The sequence below is a fragment of the Croceibacterium selenioxidans genome, assembly GCF_018599195.1.
Classification (GTDB): Bacteria; Pseudomonadota; Alphaproteobacteria; order Sphingomonadales; family Sphingomonadaceae; genus Croceibacterium_A; species Croceibacterium_A selenioxidans.
Genome location: NZ_JAHFVK010000002.1, coordinates 704,302 through 720,792, shown reverse-complemented (window position 1 = coordinate 720,792; position 16,491 = coordinate 704,302). Strand labels below are relative to the sequence as shown.

Annotated in this window: 17 protein-coding genes and 1 tRNA gene; 8 read left to right on the top strand and 10 right to left on the bottom strand. The window is 65.0% G+C overall.

All coding sequences use genetic code 11. The features are described 5' to 3' along the window. Positions 1-16: 16 nt before the first annotated feature. The 3 genes from KK137_RS12175 to KK137_RS12165 are packed head-to-tail and all read right to left on the bottom strand — an operon-like array spanning position 17 to position 1,228. Positions 17-298, bottom strand: coding sequence for a VirB3 family type IV secretion system protein (locus KK137_RS12175; RefSeq protein ID WP_055923452.1), 282 nt, complete (start codon positions 296-298; stop codon positions 17-19). A 13-nt stretch (positions 299-311) separates the two neighbouring features. Next, positions 312-614, bottom strand: a complete 303-nt coding sequence (locus KK137_RS12170) for a TrbC/VirB2 family protein (RefSeq protein WP_214536677.1) — start codon at positions 612-614, stop codon at positions 312-314. A gap of 2 nt (positions 615-616) precedes the next feature. Next, positions 617-1,228 (bottom strand): lytic transglycosylase domain-containing protein, encoded by a 612-nt coding sequence (locus KK137_RS12165; protein ID WP_214536676.1) that lies wholly within the window; start codon positions 1,226-1,228, stop codon positions 617-619. Positions 1,229-1,621: 393 nt separating this feature from the next. On the opposite strand from KK137_RS12165, the gene KK137_RS12160 reads away from it, so the two are divergent. Together KK137_RS12160 and KK137_RS12155 are read left to right on the top strand one after the other, a co-directional pair. Further along, complete coding sequence (locus KK137_RS12160; protein WP_214536674.1) at positions 1,622-1,912, top strand: hypothetical protein; 291 nt, start codon at positions 1,622-1,624, stop codon at positions 1,910-1,912. Between the two features lie 21 nt (positions 1,913-1,933). Continuing rightward, the gene (locus tag KK137_RS12155; protein ID WP_214536670.1) at positions 1,934-3,841 is read left to right on the top strand and encodes a YcaO-like family protein; all 1,908 of its coding nucleotides are present in this window, start codon (positions 1,934-1,936) and stop codon (positions 3,839-3,841) included. Here KK137_RS12155 and KK137_RS12150 read toward each other — a convergent pair. Together KK137_RS12150 and KK137_RS12145 are read right to left on the bottom strand one after the other, a co-directional pair. Next, on the bottom strand, positions 3,795-5,837 hold the full coding sequence (locus tag KK137_RS12150; RefSeq protein WP_214536669.1) for a hypothetical protein: 2,043 nt from the start codon (positions 5,835-5,837) through the stop codon (positions 3,795-3,797). The two genes, KK137_RS12155 and KK137_RS12150, sit on opposite strands and share 47 nt — an antisense overlap. Before the next feature lie 166 nt (positions 5,838-6,003). Then, positions 6,004-6,387: a UrcA family protein gene (locus KK137_RS12145; protein ID WP_214536668.1), complete on the bottom strand. Its 384-nt coding sequence runs from the start codon at positions 6,385-6,387 to the stop codon at positions 6,004-6,006. A 234-nt stretch (positions 6,388-6,621) separates the two neighbouring features. Between KK137_RS12145 and KK137_RS12140 the strand changes: the two genes are divergently transcribed. The 3 genes from KK137_RS12140 to KK137_RS12130 are packed head-to-tail and all read left to right on the top strand — an operon-like array spanning position 6,622 to position 10,828. Continuing rightward, positions 6,622-7,848 carry a hypothetical protein gene (locus KK137_RS12140; protein WP_214536667.1) on the top strand — a complete coding sequence of 409 codons (1,227 nt, stop codon included), beginning with the start codon at positions 6,622-6,624 and terminating at the stop codon, positions 7,846-7,848. Between the two features lie 11 nt (positions 7,849-7,859). After that, complete coding sequence (locus KK137_RS12135) at positions 7,860-8,486, top strand: cupredoxin domain-containing protein (RefSeq protein WP_214536666.1); 627 nt, start codon at positions 7,860-7,862, stop codon at positions 8,484-8,486. 2 nt (positions 8,487-8,488) lie between these two features. After that, a complete protein-coding gene (locus tag KK137_RS12130; protein WP_214536665.1) occupies positions 8,489-10,828 on the top strand; it encodes a putative bifunctional diguanylate cyclase/phosphodiesterase in 2,340 nt (779 codons plus the stop codon). Positions 10,829-10,887: 59 nt separating this feature from the next. On the opposite strand, the gene KK137_RS12125 is transcribed toward KK137_RS12130, so the two are convergent. Then, positions 10,888-10,980 (bottom strand) — tRNA-Ser (locus KK137_RS12125). A gap of 201 nt (positions 10,981-11,181) precedes the next feature. On the opposite strand from KK137_RS12125, the gene KK137_RS12120 reads away from it, so the two are divergent. The 3 genes from KK137_RS12120 (at position 11,182) to KK137_RS12110 (ending at position 13,794) form a co-directional block, all read left to right on the top strand. Beyond that, positions 11,182-11,991 carry a DUF1134 domain-containing protein gene (locus KK137_RS12120; protein WP_214536664.1) on the top strand — a complete coding sequence of 270 codons (810 nt, stop codon included), beginning with the start codon at positions 11,182-11,184 and terminating at the stop codon, positions 11,989-11,991. 79 nt (positions 11,992-12,070) lie between these two features. Further along, positions 12,071-13,246: an amino acid aminotransferase gene (locus tag KK137_RS12115; RefSeq protein WP_214536663.1), complete on the top strand. Its 1,176-nt coding sequence runs from the start codon at positions 12,071-12,073 to the stop codon at positions 13,244-13,246. 5 nt (positions 13,247-13,251) lie between these two features. Next, entirely contained in the window at positions 13,252-13,794 is a 543-nt protein-coding gene (locus tag KK137_RS12110; RefSeq protein WP_214536662.1) for a GNAT family N-acetyltransferase, read from the top strand. Positions 13,795-13,830: 36 nt separating this feature from the next. Here KK137_RS12110 and KK137_RS12105 read toward each other — a convergent pair whose 3' ends face one another. From KK137_RS12105 to KK137_RS12090, 4 genes are read right to left on the bottom strand one after another with little or no spacing between them, the layout of a single operon-like run. Beyond that, on the bottom strand, positions 13,831-14,451 hold the full coding sequence (locus tag KK137_RS12105; protein ID WP_214536661.1) for a riboflavin synthase: 621 nt from the start codon (positions 14,449-14,451) through the stop codon (positions 13,831-13,833). After that, positions 14,451-15,443: a bifunctional diaminohydroxyphosphoribosylaminopyrimidine deaminase/5-amino-6-(5-phosphoribosylamino)uracil reductase RibD gene (gene ribD / locus KK137_RS12100; RefSeq protein WP_250893841.1), complete on the bottom strand. Its 993-nt coding sequence runs from the start codon at positions 15,441-15,443 to the stop codon at positions 14,451-14,453. Before ribD ends, KK137_RS12105 begins: the two co-directional genes overlap by 1 nt. Then, positions 15,433-15,882 carry a hypothetical protein gene (locus KK137_RS12095; RefSeq protein ID WP_214536659.1) on the bottom strand — a complete coding sequence of 150 codons (450 nt, stop codon included), beginning with the start codon at positions 15,880-15,882 and terminating at the stop codon, positions 15,433-15,435. Before KK137_RS12095 ends, ribD begins: the two co-directional genes overlap by 11 nt. A 57-nt stretch (positions 15,883-15,939) precedes the next feature. Then, complete coding sequence (locus tag KK137_RS12090; RefSeq protein WP_214536658.1) at positions 15,940-16,452, bottom strand: DUF4402 domain-containing protein; 513 nt, start codon at positions 16,450-16,452, stop codon at positions 15,940-15,942. Positions 16,453-16,491 lie beyond the last annotated feature (39 nt).

The window sequence follows — 16,491 nt, the reverse complement described above, 5'->3', positions numbered from 1 at the left end:
CGGGCCGTATTCGCGGTCAGGCCGCGTAGCTGTTGCAACCCCAGCGCTTCCAGTTCTTCACCCGCGGGCAACGGCTCACCTTGGTAAGCCACAGGTCGAAGATCCGGGGTTCGCGCAGACAGGCGAAATATCCGATGGCATGCATCACGAACGGAATCGGGATGATCCACAGGCTCTTGAGGATCAGGAACATCTCCGTCGTCACCAGCCCGTTGATGACGAAGTAGTTGAAGGTCACTCCGGCGAACATCTGCGGCCGGGTCAGGGCTCGATGGACCGGATGTCGGACCAGTTCCATCTCAGCCCCCCGCTCAACCGACGGCCGCGGCGGACTGGATGCCCGCGACGATCGAGGCCGCGCCGAACAGGATGAAGCAGCCGATGATCACCGTCGCGCCGAAGCGCCAGTTCATCCGTCCGGTCAGCATCATGAAGCCGACCGCTGCCACGGCCATGACCGCAACGGCCGTGGCGACATTTCCGAGCAGCGTCCCCTGAAGCCAGCCAAGCGCCGCGACAATCGGTCCCGAGCCGGCGGGATTGGCCGATTGGGCCTGGGCGGCGGCGGGAAGGAACAGCGCGGCAAGCGCGGCAAGACGGACAGTCGAACGCATCTTCAGTCTTCACTCCGGGAATGATCCGACAGGCGCCCCATTACGGAGGCGACGTAGGATTGGGTCTCACGAATACGGGGAATCCCACCGGCAGCGGCGACCCGGCCCGGCCCGGCGTTGTACGCCGCGAGGGCTTTCTCGATGTCGCCGTCGAACCGATCGAGCTGGGCGCGCAAGTAACGGGCCCCGCCTTCGAGATTGGCAAAGGGATCGTCGGGATTGACGCCCAGATCGCGCGCCGTTCCGGGCATCAACTGGGCGAGGCCGCGGGCACCCGCCGGCGAAACCGCGCCGGTGCGCCAGCGGCTTTCCTGCCAGACGAGCGCCTCGATCAAGGCCGGGCTCAAGTCGAACCGCGCGGCGAGTTCGGCCACCTTGGCGGCGTAGGCATCGGGGACGACTTCGGCATGCCGCGCCGTATTCGCGACGCCATATTCGGGGACGACGCGAGCTTCGGCGGGAACTTCGGCCAACGGAACCGATGGCGTCTGGGCGTGGGTTACGGGAGCGGCATGGGGTCCCGAAATCCACTGGGCCTCTCCGCCGGATCCGATTTCGAGGACATCGGCGCGCGCGGGACCGGCGGCAAGTAAAGCCGCCGGCAACAGGGCCATGGCCCCCAAAGCGCGCAGAATCATCGTCTCGTCCACAACCCGCCAATGGTCACCCGATATGACAACCCTGTGACATCCAGGATGAAACAGAATCAATTCGGGGACATTCCTCTCCCGGCGCTTATCAGAAAGGATATTGCGGCGGAAGGATGGCGCCCGCCGCAACTTGGCATAACCGCCTCGGGACGAAACTATTGCGCGACCAGTTGAGTGGGCTTGCTGAGCGCCTTATCGCCTGAAACGACGTGTCACGAATGAAATGTGTTATTATTTCAGAGCATTATTCTAGCACTCATGCAGAATTTATATTTTGTACAATGCAGTTGAAATGAGATATGTGTTTTCCAAAGCACTTCGGGTCGGCTCAATTCCCTGAATATCAGGAGAAGTGCGATGGCTACCACACCCCCCGATGACGGATTGCCAGAGTATTATCTTATAAAAGTCAATCACAAGGGAGACGTTCACTACGTCTTCGCTGAGATTGCTGCCTCGTTCAATGCGAAGGCACTTGGTGGAAACGCCCGTTTGCTCGACGACCTTTGGGAAAGCCGACGTGCAGTCGATCGCGACATGAAGACCATTCCAGAGGCCGCGACCTTGCCGGAACCGGGTGACTACACCCAAGAGTGGACCTATTTCTCTACCAAGCGACAATCCGGGAAGAAGACGCAGTCGGGCTGAAGCCCGCAGGTCCGCGGGCGCGTGGAACTTCGCAGCCGATCGCTGTCCGATACGCTCAAGCTGGCGGTTGCGGCAGGCCGCGCCGCCGGTGTGACCCGCGTCTCCGACGTAACCCAGTTCGGTGTCCGCGGCATTCCGGTGTTCCAGGCCACCCGGCCAGCGTCCCGTTCATTCACCGTGTCACAAGGCAAGGGACTGACCCCCACTGCCGCCATCGTCGGCGCCCTGCTCGAAACCACCGAGTTCTGGAGGGCAGAGACCCTGGCCAGGCCTGGTGACGTTCGGCCCTTGGCCGAACTCTCGACCGACGACATCGCCATCTGGTCTGGCGCGAGGGACGCTCTGGCGATCGATCTCTCCCCATCGCTGTCCAGGGCATGGCTAACCGGCACGAACCTGTCGACGGGCGCCTCGTGCGCGATGCCTTGGGACTTGCTTTCGCTGGACTTCACGGATGGCAATCTCGACTTCATCGCCACGTCGAACGGGCTTGCGACCGGCAACACCCGAACCGAGGCGCTCGCGTCCGGCATTGCCGAGCTGCTGGAGCATCACTTCGTCGCCCGCTTCCATCGCCTTCGCCCTAGCGAGCGCAGGGCGATGCAAGTGTCGCTTGCAACCGTAGAGGACAGCGTCATCCGGCGCCTGCTGACCTATGTCGAACGAGCGGGCCTCGAAGTGCGCGCCTGGAGCCTGGCCAGCGACTTTGCCGTTCCGGTTTTCGAGGTGACCCTGTTCGATATGCAGGCCTGCGCCGACGATATCACCCCGGTCTCGGGAAACGGCTGCTACCCTGACGCCCGCATCGCCTTCATCAGAGCGCTGCTCGAGGCGGTGCAGGGCCTGGCCACGCTCGTGGCGGGCGCTCGCGATGACCTTACGCCAGACGAATACCGGGACCGGCAGGAGCGAAATATCGGCATACTGCTGAATACGCTGGCTTTCGACGACGGCCCCCACGACTGGCGGTCAATTCCGACCATTGAATGCACTAGCAGCGAGCAGTGCCTTGACCGGCTGGCCGAACAGGTAAGCCGGATCACCAGCGTGCCGCTCGTGGCCTTCGATCATCTGCCTCCATGCCCGGGTCTCCATATCGCCCACGTGCTTGCGCCCGGCCTCCTCGACGAGTTCCGCGGACCCAGGGTCGAGCCTCAGGCGCCAGTCGCTCAGTCCGCTTTGGTGGCCAACGGCATTCGACAACCTTTGAGTTCGCGGAAGATTCTCTTCGCGGGTCCGAGCATCGCGGGTCAGGTCATTCCTCCCGGAATCGAACTCCGCCCTCCGGCCCAGTGCGGCGATCTGGCCGACCTGCTGTCCGATCCACCCGTGGCGGTGGGGCTGGTCGACGGCTACTTTCGAGGGGCGCCCACGGTATGGCACAAGGAGATACTCAACCTCCTCGCACAGGGCGTCCAGGTGCTTGGAGGCGGCAGTATCGGAGCGTTGCGCGCCACCGAGCTCGAACGCTTCGGTATGACGGGGGTGGGCACGCTGTACGATGCCTACCGCAGTGGCGCCTTGGTCCGCGATGACGCTGTCATGCTGGTCCACGCTCCGGCCGAGCTTGGCTTCGCACCGCTATCAGTTCCGCTGGTCGACGCGGAGTACGCGCTGTTCGGATTCGATCTCCCGCCCAAGACGTTGCGGATCATGCAGCGCATTGTCAGGACCACGCCGTACGAGACCCGCGACTGGCCTTCGTGTCTGGCGCAGTACCAATTGCGCACCGGACAGGCGTTTCCCGTTTCGCTGAGGGACTTGGAAGCCGCTCCGTCACTCAAGCAGATCGACACCGCCCTGCTGGTGAAAGCTCTATCCGAATGTCAGCCCCGGAAGCCGCTGGAGATGGCGGTGCCTCCCCTTACCAGCCATTACCGCGCTATGCTGGCCAGATCGGCTCCAGCGTTCGCTGCAGGCCTGATCTGACCCAGGCGAGGTTCTCCGGCGGGTTCAGGGGCATGGCGTATCCGAACCAGTCGAGGACGTCCTGCAGGCCGGGCTTCCGCTCTTGCTGCCAGGCCCGATGGAAATCCGCGACGAGCCTGGCGGCAACCTGCGAAGTCTTGCTTGCCCCGCCATTCAGCATCGTGGCGTTCGCGATCCGCACCGCGGCATATTGCATGCCTTCCTCGCCCGAGACGGCGAAGTGCTCTTCCGCCGTTTCATGGTCGCCGCGCAAAGCCAGGATCACGGCATAGTCGGCGTGATAGTCGCTCGGCGGCAGGGGATTGAGGAAGAAGGCCTGCTGCATCAAGCGCTCAGCCTCGTCGAGGTCGCCGATATGGCACAGGCCCATGGCGCACATGTTGACCAGGTCGGCGTCGTGCGAGACAGTCTTGAGCGCCGCCTCGAGGCTGCGCCGGGCCGAAGCTGTCTCTCCACTGCGCAACTGACACCAGGCTTGGCGGACCCTGACTTCGAAATGCCCGGGCGCAATGGCGGCCGCAGCCTGGAGATGGCCGTCCGAAAGCTCGCGGAAGTGCCCGACGTCGTGGCCGCAAATCTGCTGCCAGAAAGCGGTGTTGTACATCCGGATCAGCAGCAGCCGTGCACCAAGGTGTTGCGGATCGCGCTCCGCCAGGGCTTCGAGCAGCCGCACTCCCTCCTGCACCGCTTCGAGATGTCCCGAGGTGCGGATCAGCAGCCGCGCGCGTGTGTAGATCGTCCGGTCATCGTCCAGGTCCTCCGACGACTGGCGCAACCTCGCCTCAAGGTCACGGTCGATCGCTGGCAGGGTCGCACCGGCGGCCTTGGCGACAATCGTATCGAGCATCTCTGCCCCGGCGCTCCCGAACCGCAGCGAATCCGACCAGATGATCACGCGGTTCTGTCCGTTGGCGAGCTGCAGCGTCACCCGATAGTCGTCGGCGACCTGGTGGATGCTGCCGGACAGCAGGTAGAGGCCCAGAGCGTCCTCGCTCTGCTGCACCACCGCGTCGGCCTCGCTCCCGTCGACCGCCAGCACCTGGATACCGCGAATACGGCTGATGGAAGTACGCATGTCGTCAGCGCAGAACTGCGCCAGCGAGGCGAGAGCACCATCCTCGCCATGGGTCTGCAACGGGGCGACCAGGACCAGCGGAAGCATGTCACCGCAAAGGCGCTGGGGTTCGGCCCCTGCCGCCGGCCTCGCGGGTGCGGCCGGTTGGGCCGGAACCGAGGTCACGGCCAGCTGCGGCGTGCCGCTGGTCAGCGCATGGAGTAGGGCCCGTGTCTCCTCGGACGGCAAGGCCTGGAATTCGCGCTCGAGCCGGTCGCACAGCTGACGGTAACGGCGATGCAGCGACGCCCCGTCGCCCCCGGCATGATCGAGCCGCATGCCAAGCCGAACCACGGCCTCGTTAACCGGATCGATGCGATCGAGCGACCGCAGGATGTTGCGGGCGTTCTTCATGTCCGCCAGCCCGTTGGCTTCGACGGCACCCACCGCCTGGGCAAGCACCAGTTCGCGCTGGCGCGGCCGTTCGGCCAGAAGCCAGTCGTCAAAGCCGGGAGACACGTCGAGGAAATCCTCCAGCAGGTCGCCCCTGATCTCGTCCAGCAGACCGGCGAGGGTGTCGAGGTCATGCGAGGTCGCGGCATGGCCCACCTCGTACAGATCGATCGCCAGCCGGGTGCGGTCGAGCTTCACCTCGTCGCGCGTGGTCGTGACGGCGGTGCCGATGGCCGCCAGCTCGCGAAGTTCCTTCAACGATTGCCGCAGACTGGCCCTGGCCTGGTCCGAGCCGCGATCGGTCCACATGAGATATGACAGTTGCTCGCGCGTTGCGGCGAGGTCTGCGGCCAACGAGAGGTAGGCAAGGATAGCCCGGGCCTTGCGGCCCGGCAGGCTGATGTCCTTCCCGGCTTGCGTCAGGCGGAAACGCCCGAACAGTTGCAGCCTGGGGAGTTGTGCCGACGAAGTCCCCTCGATTGCTGGCATGACACACTCGCCATGACGGAGCGGAATGCTTCGAGCGCCAGCGCGGTTCGCACCCCCGCGCGCCAGGCTCTACCGAATTGTCGGAGCTTGCCGTTCCTCCTTCCAGAAAGCAAGCCGGGGGCACCGCGCCGCAGTGCCCCCCTAGTAGCATGATGGTCATGAGCGGCTACTTCGCAGAGGCAACCACCGGCAGTTCGTAAGTAGAACGCTGGGCCGTGGCGACGCCGTTAAGGCGGTCGTTGGCCTTGTTGATCGCGACCTGACGCTGGCCGTTGATATGGGCCCAGGTACCCTTCTCGCATTCCGAGACACCGGCCTGCAGCGACAGGTTCTGGTAGGTGCGGTCACCGCAAACACGGCGAACGGCGCGGTCGAGGCGACGATCGAGCGTCTTGATGCCCTGCGGGCTGGTCAAGTCCAGATCGCCGTACGAGACGGGGATGCTGCGGCCTTGCTCACGGGCTGACGCCACTGAAGGTACGGTTTGAACGAGCGCGGCCAGGGCAAAGGCGATAGCCGGCAGGGCGGACTTGTGATGGGTCTTGGTCATGTTCGGTCTCCACTTTGCGCCGGCGGTTTTGCCGGACACGAACCATTTGCCCCGAGGCCCGTGAGCCGGATCGGCGATTGACCGTGAAATGGCCGTGAAAAATGCGCTAAATCGCAATCGCCAGGGCCCACTGCACCCCGACCGATGCTTTCCGATTTGTTTACCAAGGTTTTGCTATCTCTCCCGGCGGGCTTGGGGGTGCGCAAAACCGAAATGAATGGGCCGAACGCATCGATGCTTGTGCTCGCTGCCGCCATGTGGCCGGCGCAGGCGGTCGCGCAGGACCTAATCGGGCCGGCCAACCTCGAGGCCGCGATAGATCTGCGCGGTAGCGTCGTCGGAGGCGAAGAAGGTTGGCTCGACGGCGGCTTCGGCAAGTTGCGCGAAGGTGGCGGTGAGGAGGGCGGCACCATGGCCCGGGTCCGGATCGCCTCGGCCGACTTGGCCTGGACCCCGCAATTTACCTGGAATTTGAGCGGCCACGTCAGCGCCACTTATCAGGCGAATGTGCCGGACGAGGTCGACTTCAGCGAGATCTACCTCAAGTTCCGCACTTCGCCGGGCGCCGTCCGGTTTGGCGCAAGGGCTGGCGTGTTCTGGCCGCCGATTTCGCAGGAACACAGCGGCGTCAACTGGGGGGTCGAAGACACGATCACGCCGTCGGCGGCCAACAGCTGGGTGGGCGAGGAAGTCAAAGTCCTCGGCCTCGAAGCCAGCGTTGAGACCACGCTCGCCGAGCACGGGCTGTCGCTCACCGGGGCCGTCTTCAAGCATGACGACATGGCCGGGACGCTGCTGACCTATCGCGGCTGGGCCTTGCACGACGTGAAAGTCACCGTCGGCGGAGACTTTCCGTTGCCGCCGCTGAGCGCTTCGACGGCCCCTTACCAGGCCCCGATCACCAACCCCTTCTGGGAGGAGGACGGCAGGGCTGGGTTCTACGGCCGGCTCGACTGGACGCCTCCGCTGCCGGTCACCTTCAACGCATTTTACTACGACAACCGGGGCGATCGGATGTCGAGCCGGGCGATGCAGACTTCGTGGCGCACGCGATTCTGGAACCTGGGCGCCATGGCCACGCTCGGCGACAGCACCGTGGCCAAGGCCCAGGCCATGTGGGGCAACACCCTGGTTGGCCCCGACACGCCTTACGGCATCCCGGCGGACGTCGATTTCGCGACCGCCTATCTCCTCCTGACCCGCAAGGTCGGCAGCGACAAGCTGGCGGCGCGGGCGGACTGGTTCGAAACCGACGACAACAGCTTCGTCGAATACGACAACAACAACGAAGACGGCTGGGCAGCCACCTTGACCTATCAGCATCCGCTGAAGAGCTATGCCGATCTGCTTGTCGAGGTGATCCACGTCTACAGCGACCGGCCCGCCCGGCTGCTCAATGCCGGCATCGCGCCGGAGCAGGACCAGACGCTGCTTCAGACCTCCATCCGCGTGACGCTTTAGGGGAACCTCGCATGACCTGGTCCACCTGCGCCCGTCTGTTCCTCGGCTTCGTTGCGCTTTGCGGTGCCGGCGTCGCTCGCGCCGGCGATCTGACGGTGATCGTCCGGGACAAGAGCGGCCATCCGGTGGCGGATGCGGTCGTCATGGCCGATGCCCATGGGCGGCCGACGCCGGCTCCGGGTCAGTTCGTGATCAACCAGAAGAACATGGCCTTCGTACCGTTCGTGCTGGTCGTTCCGGTCGGTTCGACGATCGAGTTCGGTAACCTCGATCCGTACCGTCATCACGTCTACTCATTCTCCCCGCCAAAGAAGTTTGAACTCAAGCTGTTCGGCCAGGGGCAGACGCGGCCCGTGCGGTTCGACAAGCCCGGCCTCGTGGCGATCGGCTGCAATATTCACGATTCGATGCAGGCTTTCGTCCAGGTCGTCAGTACGCCCTTTGCCCGTAAGACCGACAACGAAGGGCGGGTCGTGCTTCGCGGCCTTCCCAATGACGTACACGAGGTGAGGGTTTGGCACCCCTATCTGCGGGCCCCCGGGAACCAGCTTGTAGTCGGGGTCGACGGCAGCAAGACCGCGACGATCCCGGTTTCCGTAAACCTTCGCCGCCCGGCGCCGATGCGGCACGACTATTAACCGTGGGGCGCTTCCGGTCCCTCCAGTCGCGCATCACCGCGCTCTATTCGGCCACCTTCGGGCTGGTCATGATCCTCGTCGCAATCGGTATCCAGTTCGCGATCGCCCACAGCGCGGAGGACAAGGTCCGTTCGGAACTGAACTCCAGCGCCGAAGTGATCAATCGCATCTGGTCGATGCGCGGGCAGGAGCTAGAGAGCTTCGCCCGGCCGCTAGCGCTCGACTTCGGTTTTCGGGAGGCGGTGGCGACCGATGACGACGAGACCATTCGCACCGCACTGCGCAACATCGCCTCGCGGATCGATCTGCCCAATGCCTTCGTGGTCAAGTACGACGGGCGCGTGGTCGGCATGCGGCCGGAGCTCGACGCTCGCTACAACGGAGCGCTGTGGGACGAACTCGATTCCGGCTGGCAGTCCGGCGCGCTGCGCCTCAATGGGGTGACCTTTCAGGCCGTCGCGGCGGAGATCAAGGCGCCGGCTCTGATCGGCTGGCTGGTGCTCGGGCGGAAGCTTGATACCGACGAGATGCAACAGCTTAGCGCGCTGTCAGCGATACCGGTGAGCGCGTCGATCGTCCGGCGTTCCGAAAGCGGCCAATGGATTTACGACGCCACCAGCCATGCGATCACCGACAAGGCGGTAGCCGGCGCGCTGCTGCGAATGTCCGCCTCCGCCGTGAAGCACCCCGAGGGAATTGCCGAGCGCATGGACGGGAAGATGGTTCTCGTCAGACCGCTCGGCACGTTCGGCGGTGCCGCGACTACCGGGCTCTTGCTCGACTTCTCGATCGCCGACGCGCTGGCGGAGTATGACCTGCTCCGGCTGACGGTGCTTTTTGCCGGGGCGCTCGGGTTGCTGCTGGTCGCTTATGCGAGCTCGCGCATAGCCCGGCATATCGTGCGCCCGATCTCGGCGCTCGAAAAAGCCACTCGCTTGCTGGCGAAGGGCGAATGGACCACCGTGCCGGTTGCGTCGGAAGACGAAATCGGCGCTCTTTCGAGCAGCTTCAATGCCATGTCGGCGGGGATCGCCCAGCGCGAGAAGCGGATCCGGCACATGGCTTATCACGATGCGCTGACGGATTTGCCGAACCGGTTGCAGCTGGCCGAGAAATTCGACGAGTTGCTGGGCGCGATAGAGAGCACCGAAGGGGGGCTGGCGGTGCTCTGCCTCGACATCGACAACTTCAAGATCATCAACGACACGCTGGGTCACCAGGTCGGCGACAAGCTGCTCAAGATCGCGGCCGACCGCCTGCGCGCCGCTGCGGCAGGGCACTTCGTAGCCCGCACCGGAGGGGACGAATTTTGCGTCCTTGTGGTTGGGCCCCGGGTTGAGACCGCGGGCGAACTGGCCGCCGTTTTGATCGACAGGCTCAACCAGCCGATGACGATCGAAGGTCACCTGCTGAAGGCCGGCGTGAGCATCGGCATCTCCCGCGCGCCGCTCGACAGCATGGTGGCGGACGACCTGCTCAAGCACGCCGACCTCGCGATGTACGCGGCGAAGGCGGCAGGGAGGGGGCGGTATCGCTTCTTCACCACCGACCTCGACGAGGAGGCCCAGCAACGGCGCGCGATCGAAATGGCGCTGCACGACGCGATCGCGAACGGCGAGTTCGAGCTCTATTTCCAGCCGCTGTTCGATCTCAAGAGCAACCGCTTCTCGGCCTTCGAGGCGCTGATCCGCTGGAATCGCCCCGGCCAGGGCCTGGTCTCACCACAAGATTTCATCGGCGTGGCGGAGGAGACGGGACTCATCGTGCCCATTGGGGAATGGGTCCTCAAGGAAGCCTGCCGCATCGCCGCCACCTGGCCGGCCGATGTCAGTGTCGCGGTCAATTTCTCGACCGTGCAGTTCGAGACGCCGGGGTTAAAGAACCAGGTCTTCCAGGCGCTCGCGACTTCGGGTCTCGCGCCGAGTCGGCTCGAAATCGAAATTACCGAATCGCTATTCCTCGAAAGCAGCGGGCAGGTGCTCGAGACGCTCCACAGCCTCAAGCAAGTCGGGGCGCGGATCGCGCTCGACGATTTCGGTACTGGCTTCTCGTCGCTGAGTTATTTGCGCCGCTTCCCGTTCGACAAGATCAAGATCGACCGTTCGTTCATCATGGAGCTGCTCAAGACCAGGGAAGCGAACGCGGTCGTCAAGGCGATCACCGACCTCGCCGCGGCCCTGAACATGGAAACGACGGCGGAAGGGGTCGAGGACGCCGAGCAAGTCGAGGCGCTGCGCGCCCATGGCTGCACCAACGTCCAGGGCTTCCTGTTCAGCCGCCCCATTCCTGCTGGAGAAGTCGTCGCTCTGATCCAGGCCTGTGCCACGCGATACGCGGCCTGAGAGGGAGAAGATCGGTGGTTGAGGGCGGGAAAGATCCGGGCCGCATGAGCCGCAATTTGTGGCGGAGACGGAGGGATTCGAACCCTCGATACCAGTAATCCCGGTATGGCGGTTTAGCAAACCGCTGGTTTCAGCCACTCACCCACGTCTCCGGATCGCGGCTAGCGATGAACGCGGCGCTATAACGAGGGGTCGGGGCGGCGGCAAGGGGCCTTCCGGGGCCCTTGTCGATTGTCTGAAATAGACTCGACTCGCCGCAAAACCGACTCACCCTGCCGCCCATTCATTGCCGCTTCAGGCGCAGAGGACTCTGTCTGCCCCGGTACACACCCGTTACGGGATCGGGGGACACCATGCTGGTCACCATTGCCGCTTATTGCCGCCGGCACGCGCTGGGCGCGGTGCTGGGCCTTTCCGCCGTCTGCGCAGGCGCACCGCTTGCCGCGCAAGGCATGCAGACGATCGATCCGAACTCCGCGATCGATGCCGATCTGAACTCGCCGCCCACTTACGATACCGCGCCTTCATACGATCCGGCCCCGGCTCCGTCCTATGACGGGGTGCCGACCGATTCCGCACCCTGGACGCCGGAACCTGCCTATCCGCAGCAGGGGACCGTACCGAACAATCCGGCCACCACCACGGTGCCGGTGCAGGCGGCGAACTCGAGCTCCCAAAGCGACACCTACAAGGAAGACGACCTGATCGGCGCCGCCGAAGGGGTGTTCGGGAAAGGGGCCAAGGGTCTCGCGGGCCTGATCGAGGACATCCTCAAGAAACAGGGTGAGCCGAACGGCTACATCGTCGGCCGCGAGGCCGGCGGGGCGTTCTTCGTTGGTGCGCGCTATGGCTCGGGCACCCTGTTCCACAAGATCGAAGGTCAGCGGCCAGTCTATTGGACCGGTCCGTCAATCGGCTTCGACGCGGGCGCCAACGCCGGCAGTACCTTCGTGCTGGTCTACAACCTCAACGACACCGAGGAGCTCTACGAGCGTTATCCGGCGGGCGAGGGGGCGGCCTATTTCGTGGGCGGCTTCAACGCCAGCTACATGCGCAAGGGCGATGTCGTGCTGATCCCGATCCGCGTCGGAGCCGGGCTGCGACTGGGCGTAAACGCGGGCTACATGAAGTTCTCGAAGGACCAGCGCTGGCTGCCTTTCTGAGCTTAGCGTCTGCATAGGTCCAAAAAGCGGTCAATTGAGGGTTGCGGGCGCGCTTGCGCATAGGCATGAGCGCGCCGCTATGCTCGACAGACTCACCCAGCAACCGCCCGACGCGCTCCTCGCGCTGATCAAGCTCTACGACGCGGATCCGCGGGCCGACAAGATCGACCTCGGCGTGGGCGTCTACCGCACCGGCCAGGGCGATACGCCGGTGTTCGGCGCGATCAAGGCGGCCGAGGCCAAGCTCGTGGCCGAGCAGGATTCGAAGGCCTACCTTGGGCCCGAAGGCGACATGGGCTTCGTCCATGCGCTGATGCCCTACATCTTTAGTGACGACCCCACGCGCGGCGGCCGGATCGACGGCATGCAGACCCCCGGCGGGACCGGTGCGGTGCGACTCGCGGCGGCCTTGGCCCAACGTGCTGGCATTGCCCGCGTGTTCATGGGAACGCCTAGCTGGCCCAACCATGCGCAGATTCTCGCTGACCTGGGGCTCGAGCTGGTGACGTTCCAGCACGCCAACGCCGACGGTTCGGCCGATCTTGAGGCACTCAAGGCGGCGCTTTCGGGCGCGGGCGAAGGGGATGCGGTGCTGCTGCACGGCTGCTGCCACAACCCGACCGGTATCGATTACACCCCCGCGCAGTGGGACGAGATCGCCGCCATGCTGGGCAACAGCGACGTGCTGCCGATCATCGACCTGGCTTATCAGGGCCTGGGCGAAGGGCTTGAGGAAGACGCCTACGGTGCGCGCGCGGTGATCGCCGCGGTGCCCGAGGCGCTCATCGCCTACAGCTGCGACAAGAATTTCGGCCTCTACCGCGACCGCGTCGGCGCGCTTTATGTCTTCGCCAAGGATGGCGAGGAACTGGGCCGCGTTCTCTCGAACGGTCACGCGCTGGCGCGCGCCGCCTGGTCGATGCCGCCCGATCATGGCGCGGCTGCCGTCCGGCTGGTCCTCGAAGACAAGGCGACCACCGCCCAGTGGCTTGATGAGCTCGACCAGATGCGCACCCGCATCCGCCAGGTGCGCGAGGCGCTGGGACAGGCCGGAACTGCCGGTGCCCTCGACCTCACGCCCTACGCCCGCCAGCAAGGCATGTTCGCCATGCTTCCGCTGTCCAAGGAACAGATCCAGGCGCTGCGCGAGGATCACGCGGTCTACATGGCGGGCTCAGGGCGCATCAACGTCGCGGGGCTGACTTTGGGCAACCTGCCCAAGTTCATTGCCGCGCTGGCTGCGGTAACCGCCTAGCCTCCATGGACCGGCAGCCGGTTCTCGATGGGGAGCGGCTGTACCTGCGGCCGCTGAAGAAGAAGGACTGGGACGCGCTCTACGCCGTCGCGGCCGACAAGCTGCTGTGGGCGCACCACCCCGCGTCCGATCGCTGGCAGGAACCTGTCTTCCGCGAGTTCTTCGATGACGCCCTGGCCCAGGGCGGCGCGCTCGCGATTGTCGACAAGGCCAGTGGGGCGATCATCGGCTCATCCCGGTTTCAGGGTCATGACCCGTCGGGCGACGGGGAGGTCGAGATCGGCTGGTCATTCATCGCGCGGCCTTACTGGGGCCTTGGCTACAATGCGGAGTTCAAGCGCCTGATGCTCGAACATGCGCTCAAGAGCGTCGGGCGCGTCGTCTTCACCGTGGGCGAGGACAATGTGATTTCGCGCAAGGCGATGGCCAACATTGGCGGGCAGCTGACCGCGGAGACGAAGCTCGTCGAGCGCGGGGGCCGCCTGGTCAATCACGTGATCTTCGAAATTACCCGCGAAAGCTTCGCCCGGGGGCCTTTGGGGGGCTAATTACCCTGGCCTCCGCTCCCAGGCGCAGGGCTGCCCTTATCCTGCCCGCAAGCTCTCCAGCCGCTTCAGGTAACGCGCCACCGTATCGATCTCGAGGTTGACCGTGGCACCCTGTGCCAGCTGGCCTAGCGTCGTCACCTCCGAAGTGTGCGGAATGACGTTGAGGCCGAAGTCGACCGAGCCATCGGGCCGGTCAGTGACTTCGTTGACGGTTAGCGAGACCCCGTCGACCGTGATCGATCCCTTGGGCGCGATAAACGGCGCGAGTTCCGCCGGGGCGCGAATCGTCAGGCGAGTCGAATCGCCCTCTGGCTGCCAGTCGGCGATCTTGCCGACGGCATCGACATGGCCGGACACGATGTGCCCGCCCATCTCGTCCCCGAGCTTGAGCGACTGTTCAAGATTTACTTGGCGACCTTCGTGCCACAGGCCACGGGCGGTGCAGCTGACCGTTTCGGCCGAGACGTCTACGGTAAACCAGGCCGATCCCGGCTCGCCGCCACGGTCGACCACCGTCAGGCACACGCCCGAGCAGGCGATCGAGGCGCCGATGGAGATACCGGCCGGGTCGTAGGGGCAGGCAATCGTCACGTGCAGGTCGCCGCGTTGCTCTACCTTGGTGATTGTGCCGATGGCGGTGACGATCCCGGTAAACATCAAACGATCCAGCCTTTTGCTTCGCGAGACCGCTGATAGATGTCGAGCGTATCCCTGCCAAGCTCGCGTCGGTCGACATGGCGCCAGCGTCCGTGGGCATCGGCAAGCGATTCGAGCCCGAGATCGCCGATGGCCTGGAGGCCGGGACCCAGCAGAACCGGGGCGCGATAGATCATCAGCTTATCGACCAGATCGGCCTCCAGGAACGAGGCTGCAGCGCCCGCGCCTCCTTCGACAAGCAAGTACTGGACCGGCTCAAGCGCGCGAATCTCCTGCGGATCGATCAGCGAGAGCCAACCGTCTGGCAGGTCCTCTCCGGTCAGCGCCAGTCTGGCGGGATTGCGCGCTTCAAGCCCCGGTAAGCGCACGTCGAGCCGGGGTGCGTCGGCACGGAAGGTGCCGCCCCCGACCAGGATCGCGTCGACCCTGGCGCGTTCGCGGTGGGCATGGGCGCGAGCTTCGGGGCCGGTGATCCACTGGCTCTCTCCCGATGCGGTGGCGATGCAGCCGTCGAGCGACATGGCGAGCTTCAGAGTCACATGCGGCCGGTCGAGCGTCTTGCGCATGAGAAAGCCGGTAAGGCTTTCGCGGCAAGCCCCGTCATCGGCGCAAGTCGCGTCGATCCCGGCAGTGCGCAGCCGGTCAAGCCCGGCGCCGGCGGTCCGCTCGTCCGGATCTTCGACGCCTGCAACCACCCGCGCCAGGCCCGATGTGGCAATGAGGTCGGCGCAGGCCGGGCCGCGATCGGACAAGTGGGCGCAGGGTTCTAGCGTGACGTAGAGCGTTGCCCCGCGAGCCTTCACTCCCGCTTGTTCGAGCGCCATGGCTTCGGCGTGAGGGCGGCCGCCGGGCTGGGTCCAGCCGCGCCCGATCACGATTCCATCGCCAACGATGACGGCGCCGACGGCAGGATTGGGGCGACTTAGCGGGCGAGCCCGCTCGGCCAGCGAGGCCGCAGCCGCCAGCCAGCGGACGTCCTGCTTATTGCTCAACCGGGGCCTGCGCCACTGCGGACTTGGCCCTGGCGGCGGCATCGGCGGCAGCCTTCTCCGCGGCCTGCTCTCGCTTGATGTCGGCTTCCATGGCGTCGACATCGATGCCAGTCGCGCGGCCGAGGGCTTTGTAGGCCTCCTTCTTGCGCTCCGCGAGCGCCTCGAGTTCGGCCCGGCGCTTGTCCTGGCGCTTCTGGTTCTCGATGTTGGAGGCGACGATCTCCGCATCGGTCCGGTTGGGATCGAAGGTGGTGATGTAGGTCACGTGCGGCCGCTTGGGCTCGACGCGCTGGCTCTCTGGGATGAACACCACCATCATGGTGAAAGTCATCGCCACGGCCACGCCGAGGATTTGCCAGCGGTAGGGTGTCGGCTGTCGCCAAAGGTCGATCAAATCTTCGATCGCGCCCCGTGGCGACACTTTTCGCCAGTAGCTCATGCGGGCTAGATAGGCCGTTGAAGGCGGGATCGCCACCCAGAACGCTCTTCGGGCGGATTAAAAATAATCCACGTGGATTTCGATCCGGCCCCGAAAGTCCCCGCTGCTCGCGGCCCGGCTTGAAATCCGCGCACCGAAATTGAAGGTCAGCAGACCGTTCGCGTCGAGCATGGCGGCTGGCGGCAAGTCGGTCACGAAGTCGGTCAGCACCGCCTCGGCCCCGCCGGGGCTGCGCAACAGGACGCGGGCGGGAAGCTCTATCCGAACCGCTCGCAGCGGCTGCCCCCTGACGGTCGCGCGAGCTTGGTAGGACATGCCGCCGAGGTCGATCATGTTGACCACTCGTTTGGCGCCGGTTCGCGGATCGATTTCCGCCGCACCGTCTTCCTGTCCGGCGAGGGCGAGGCGACTGAATTGAAGTCCGCTTTCGATCTCGATGCGCAGCGGCTGTTCGCCGCGTGCGTCCCCCGCCAGCTCAAGGCACCTGGCGCACGCTCCGTCGCCGGCCGCTGCGGGTACAGCGCACCCGAGTGCGACGATCGCGCCGAAGAGCAGGCGAGGGCAGCTCATGACGCCGAGCATGCCAAATCAGGGTTAATTCGGCGTTAG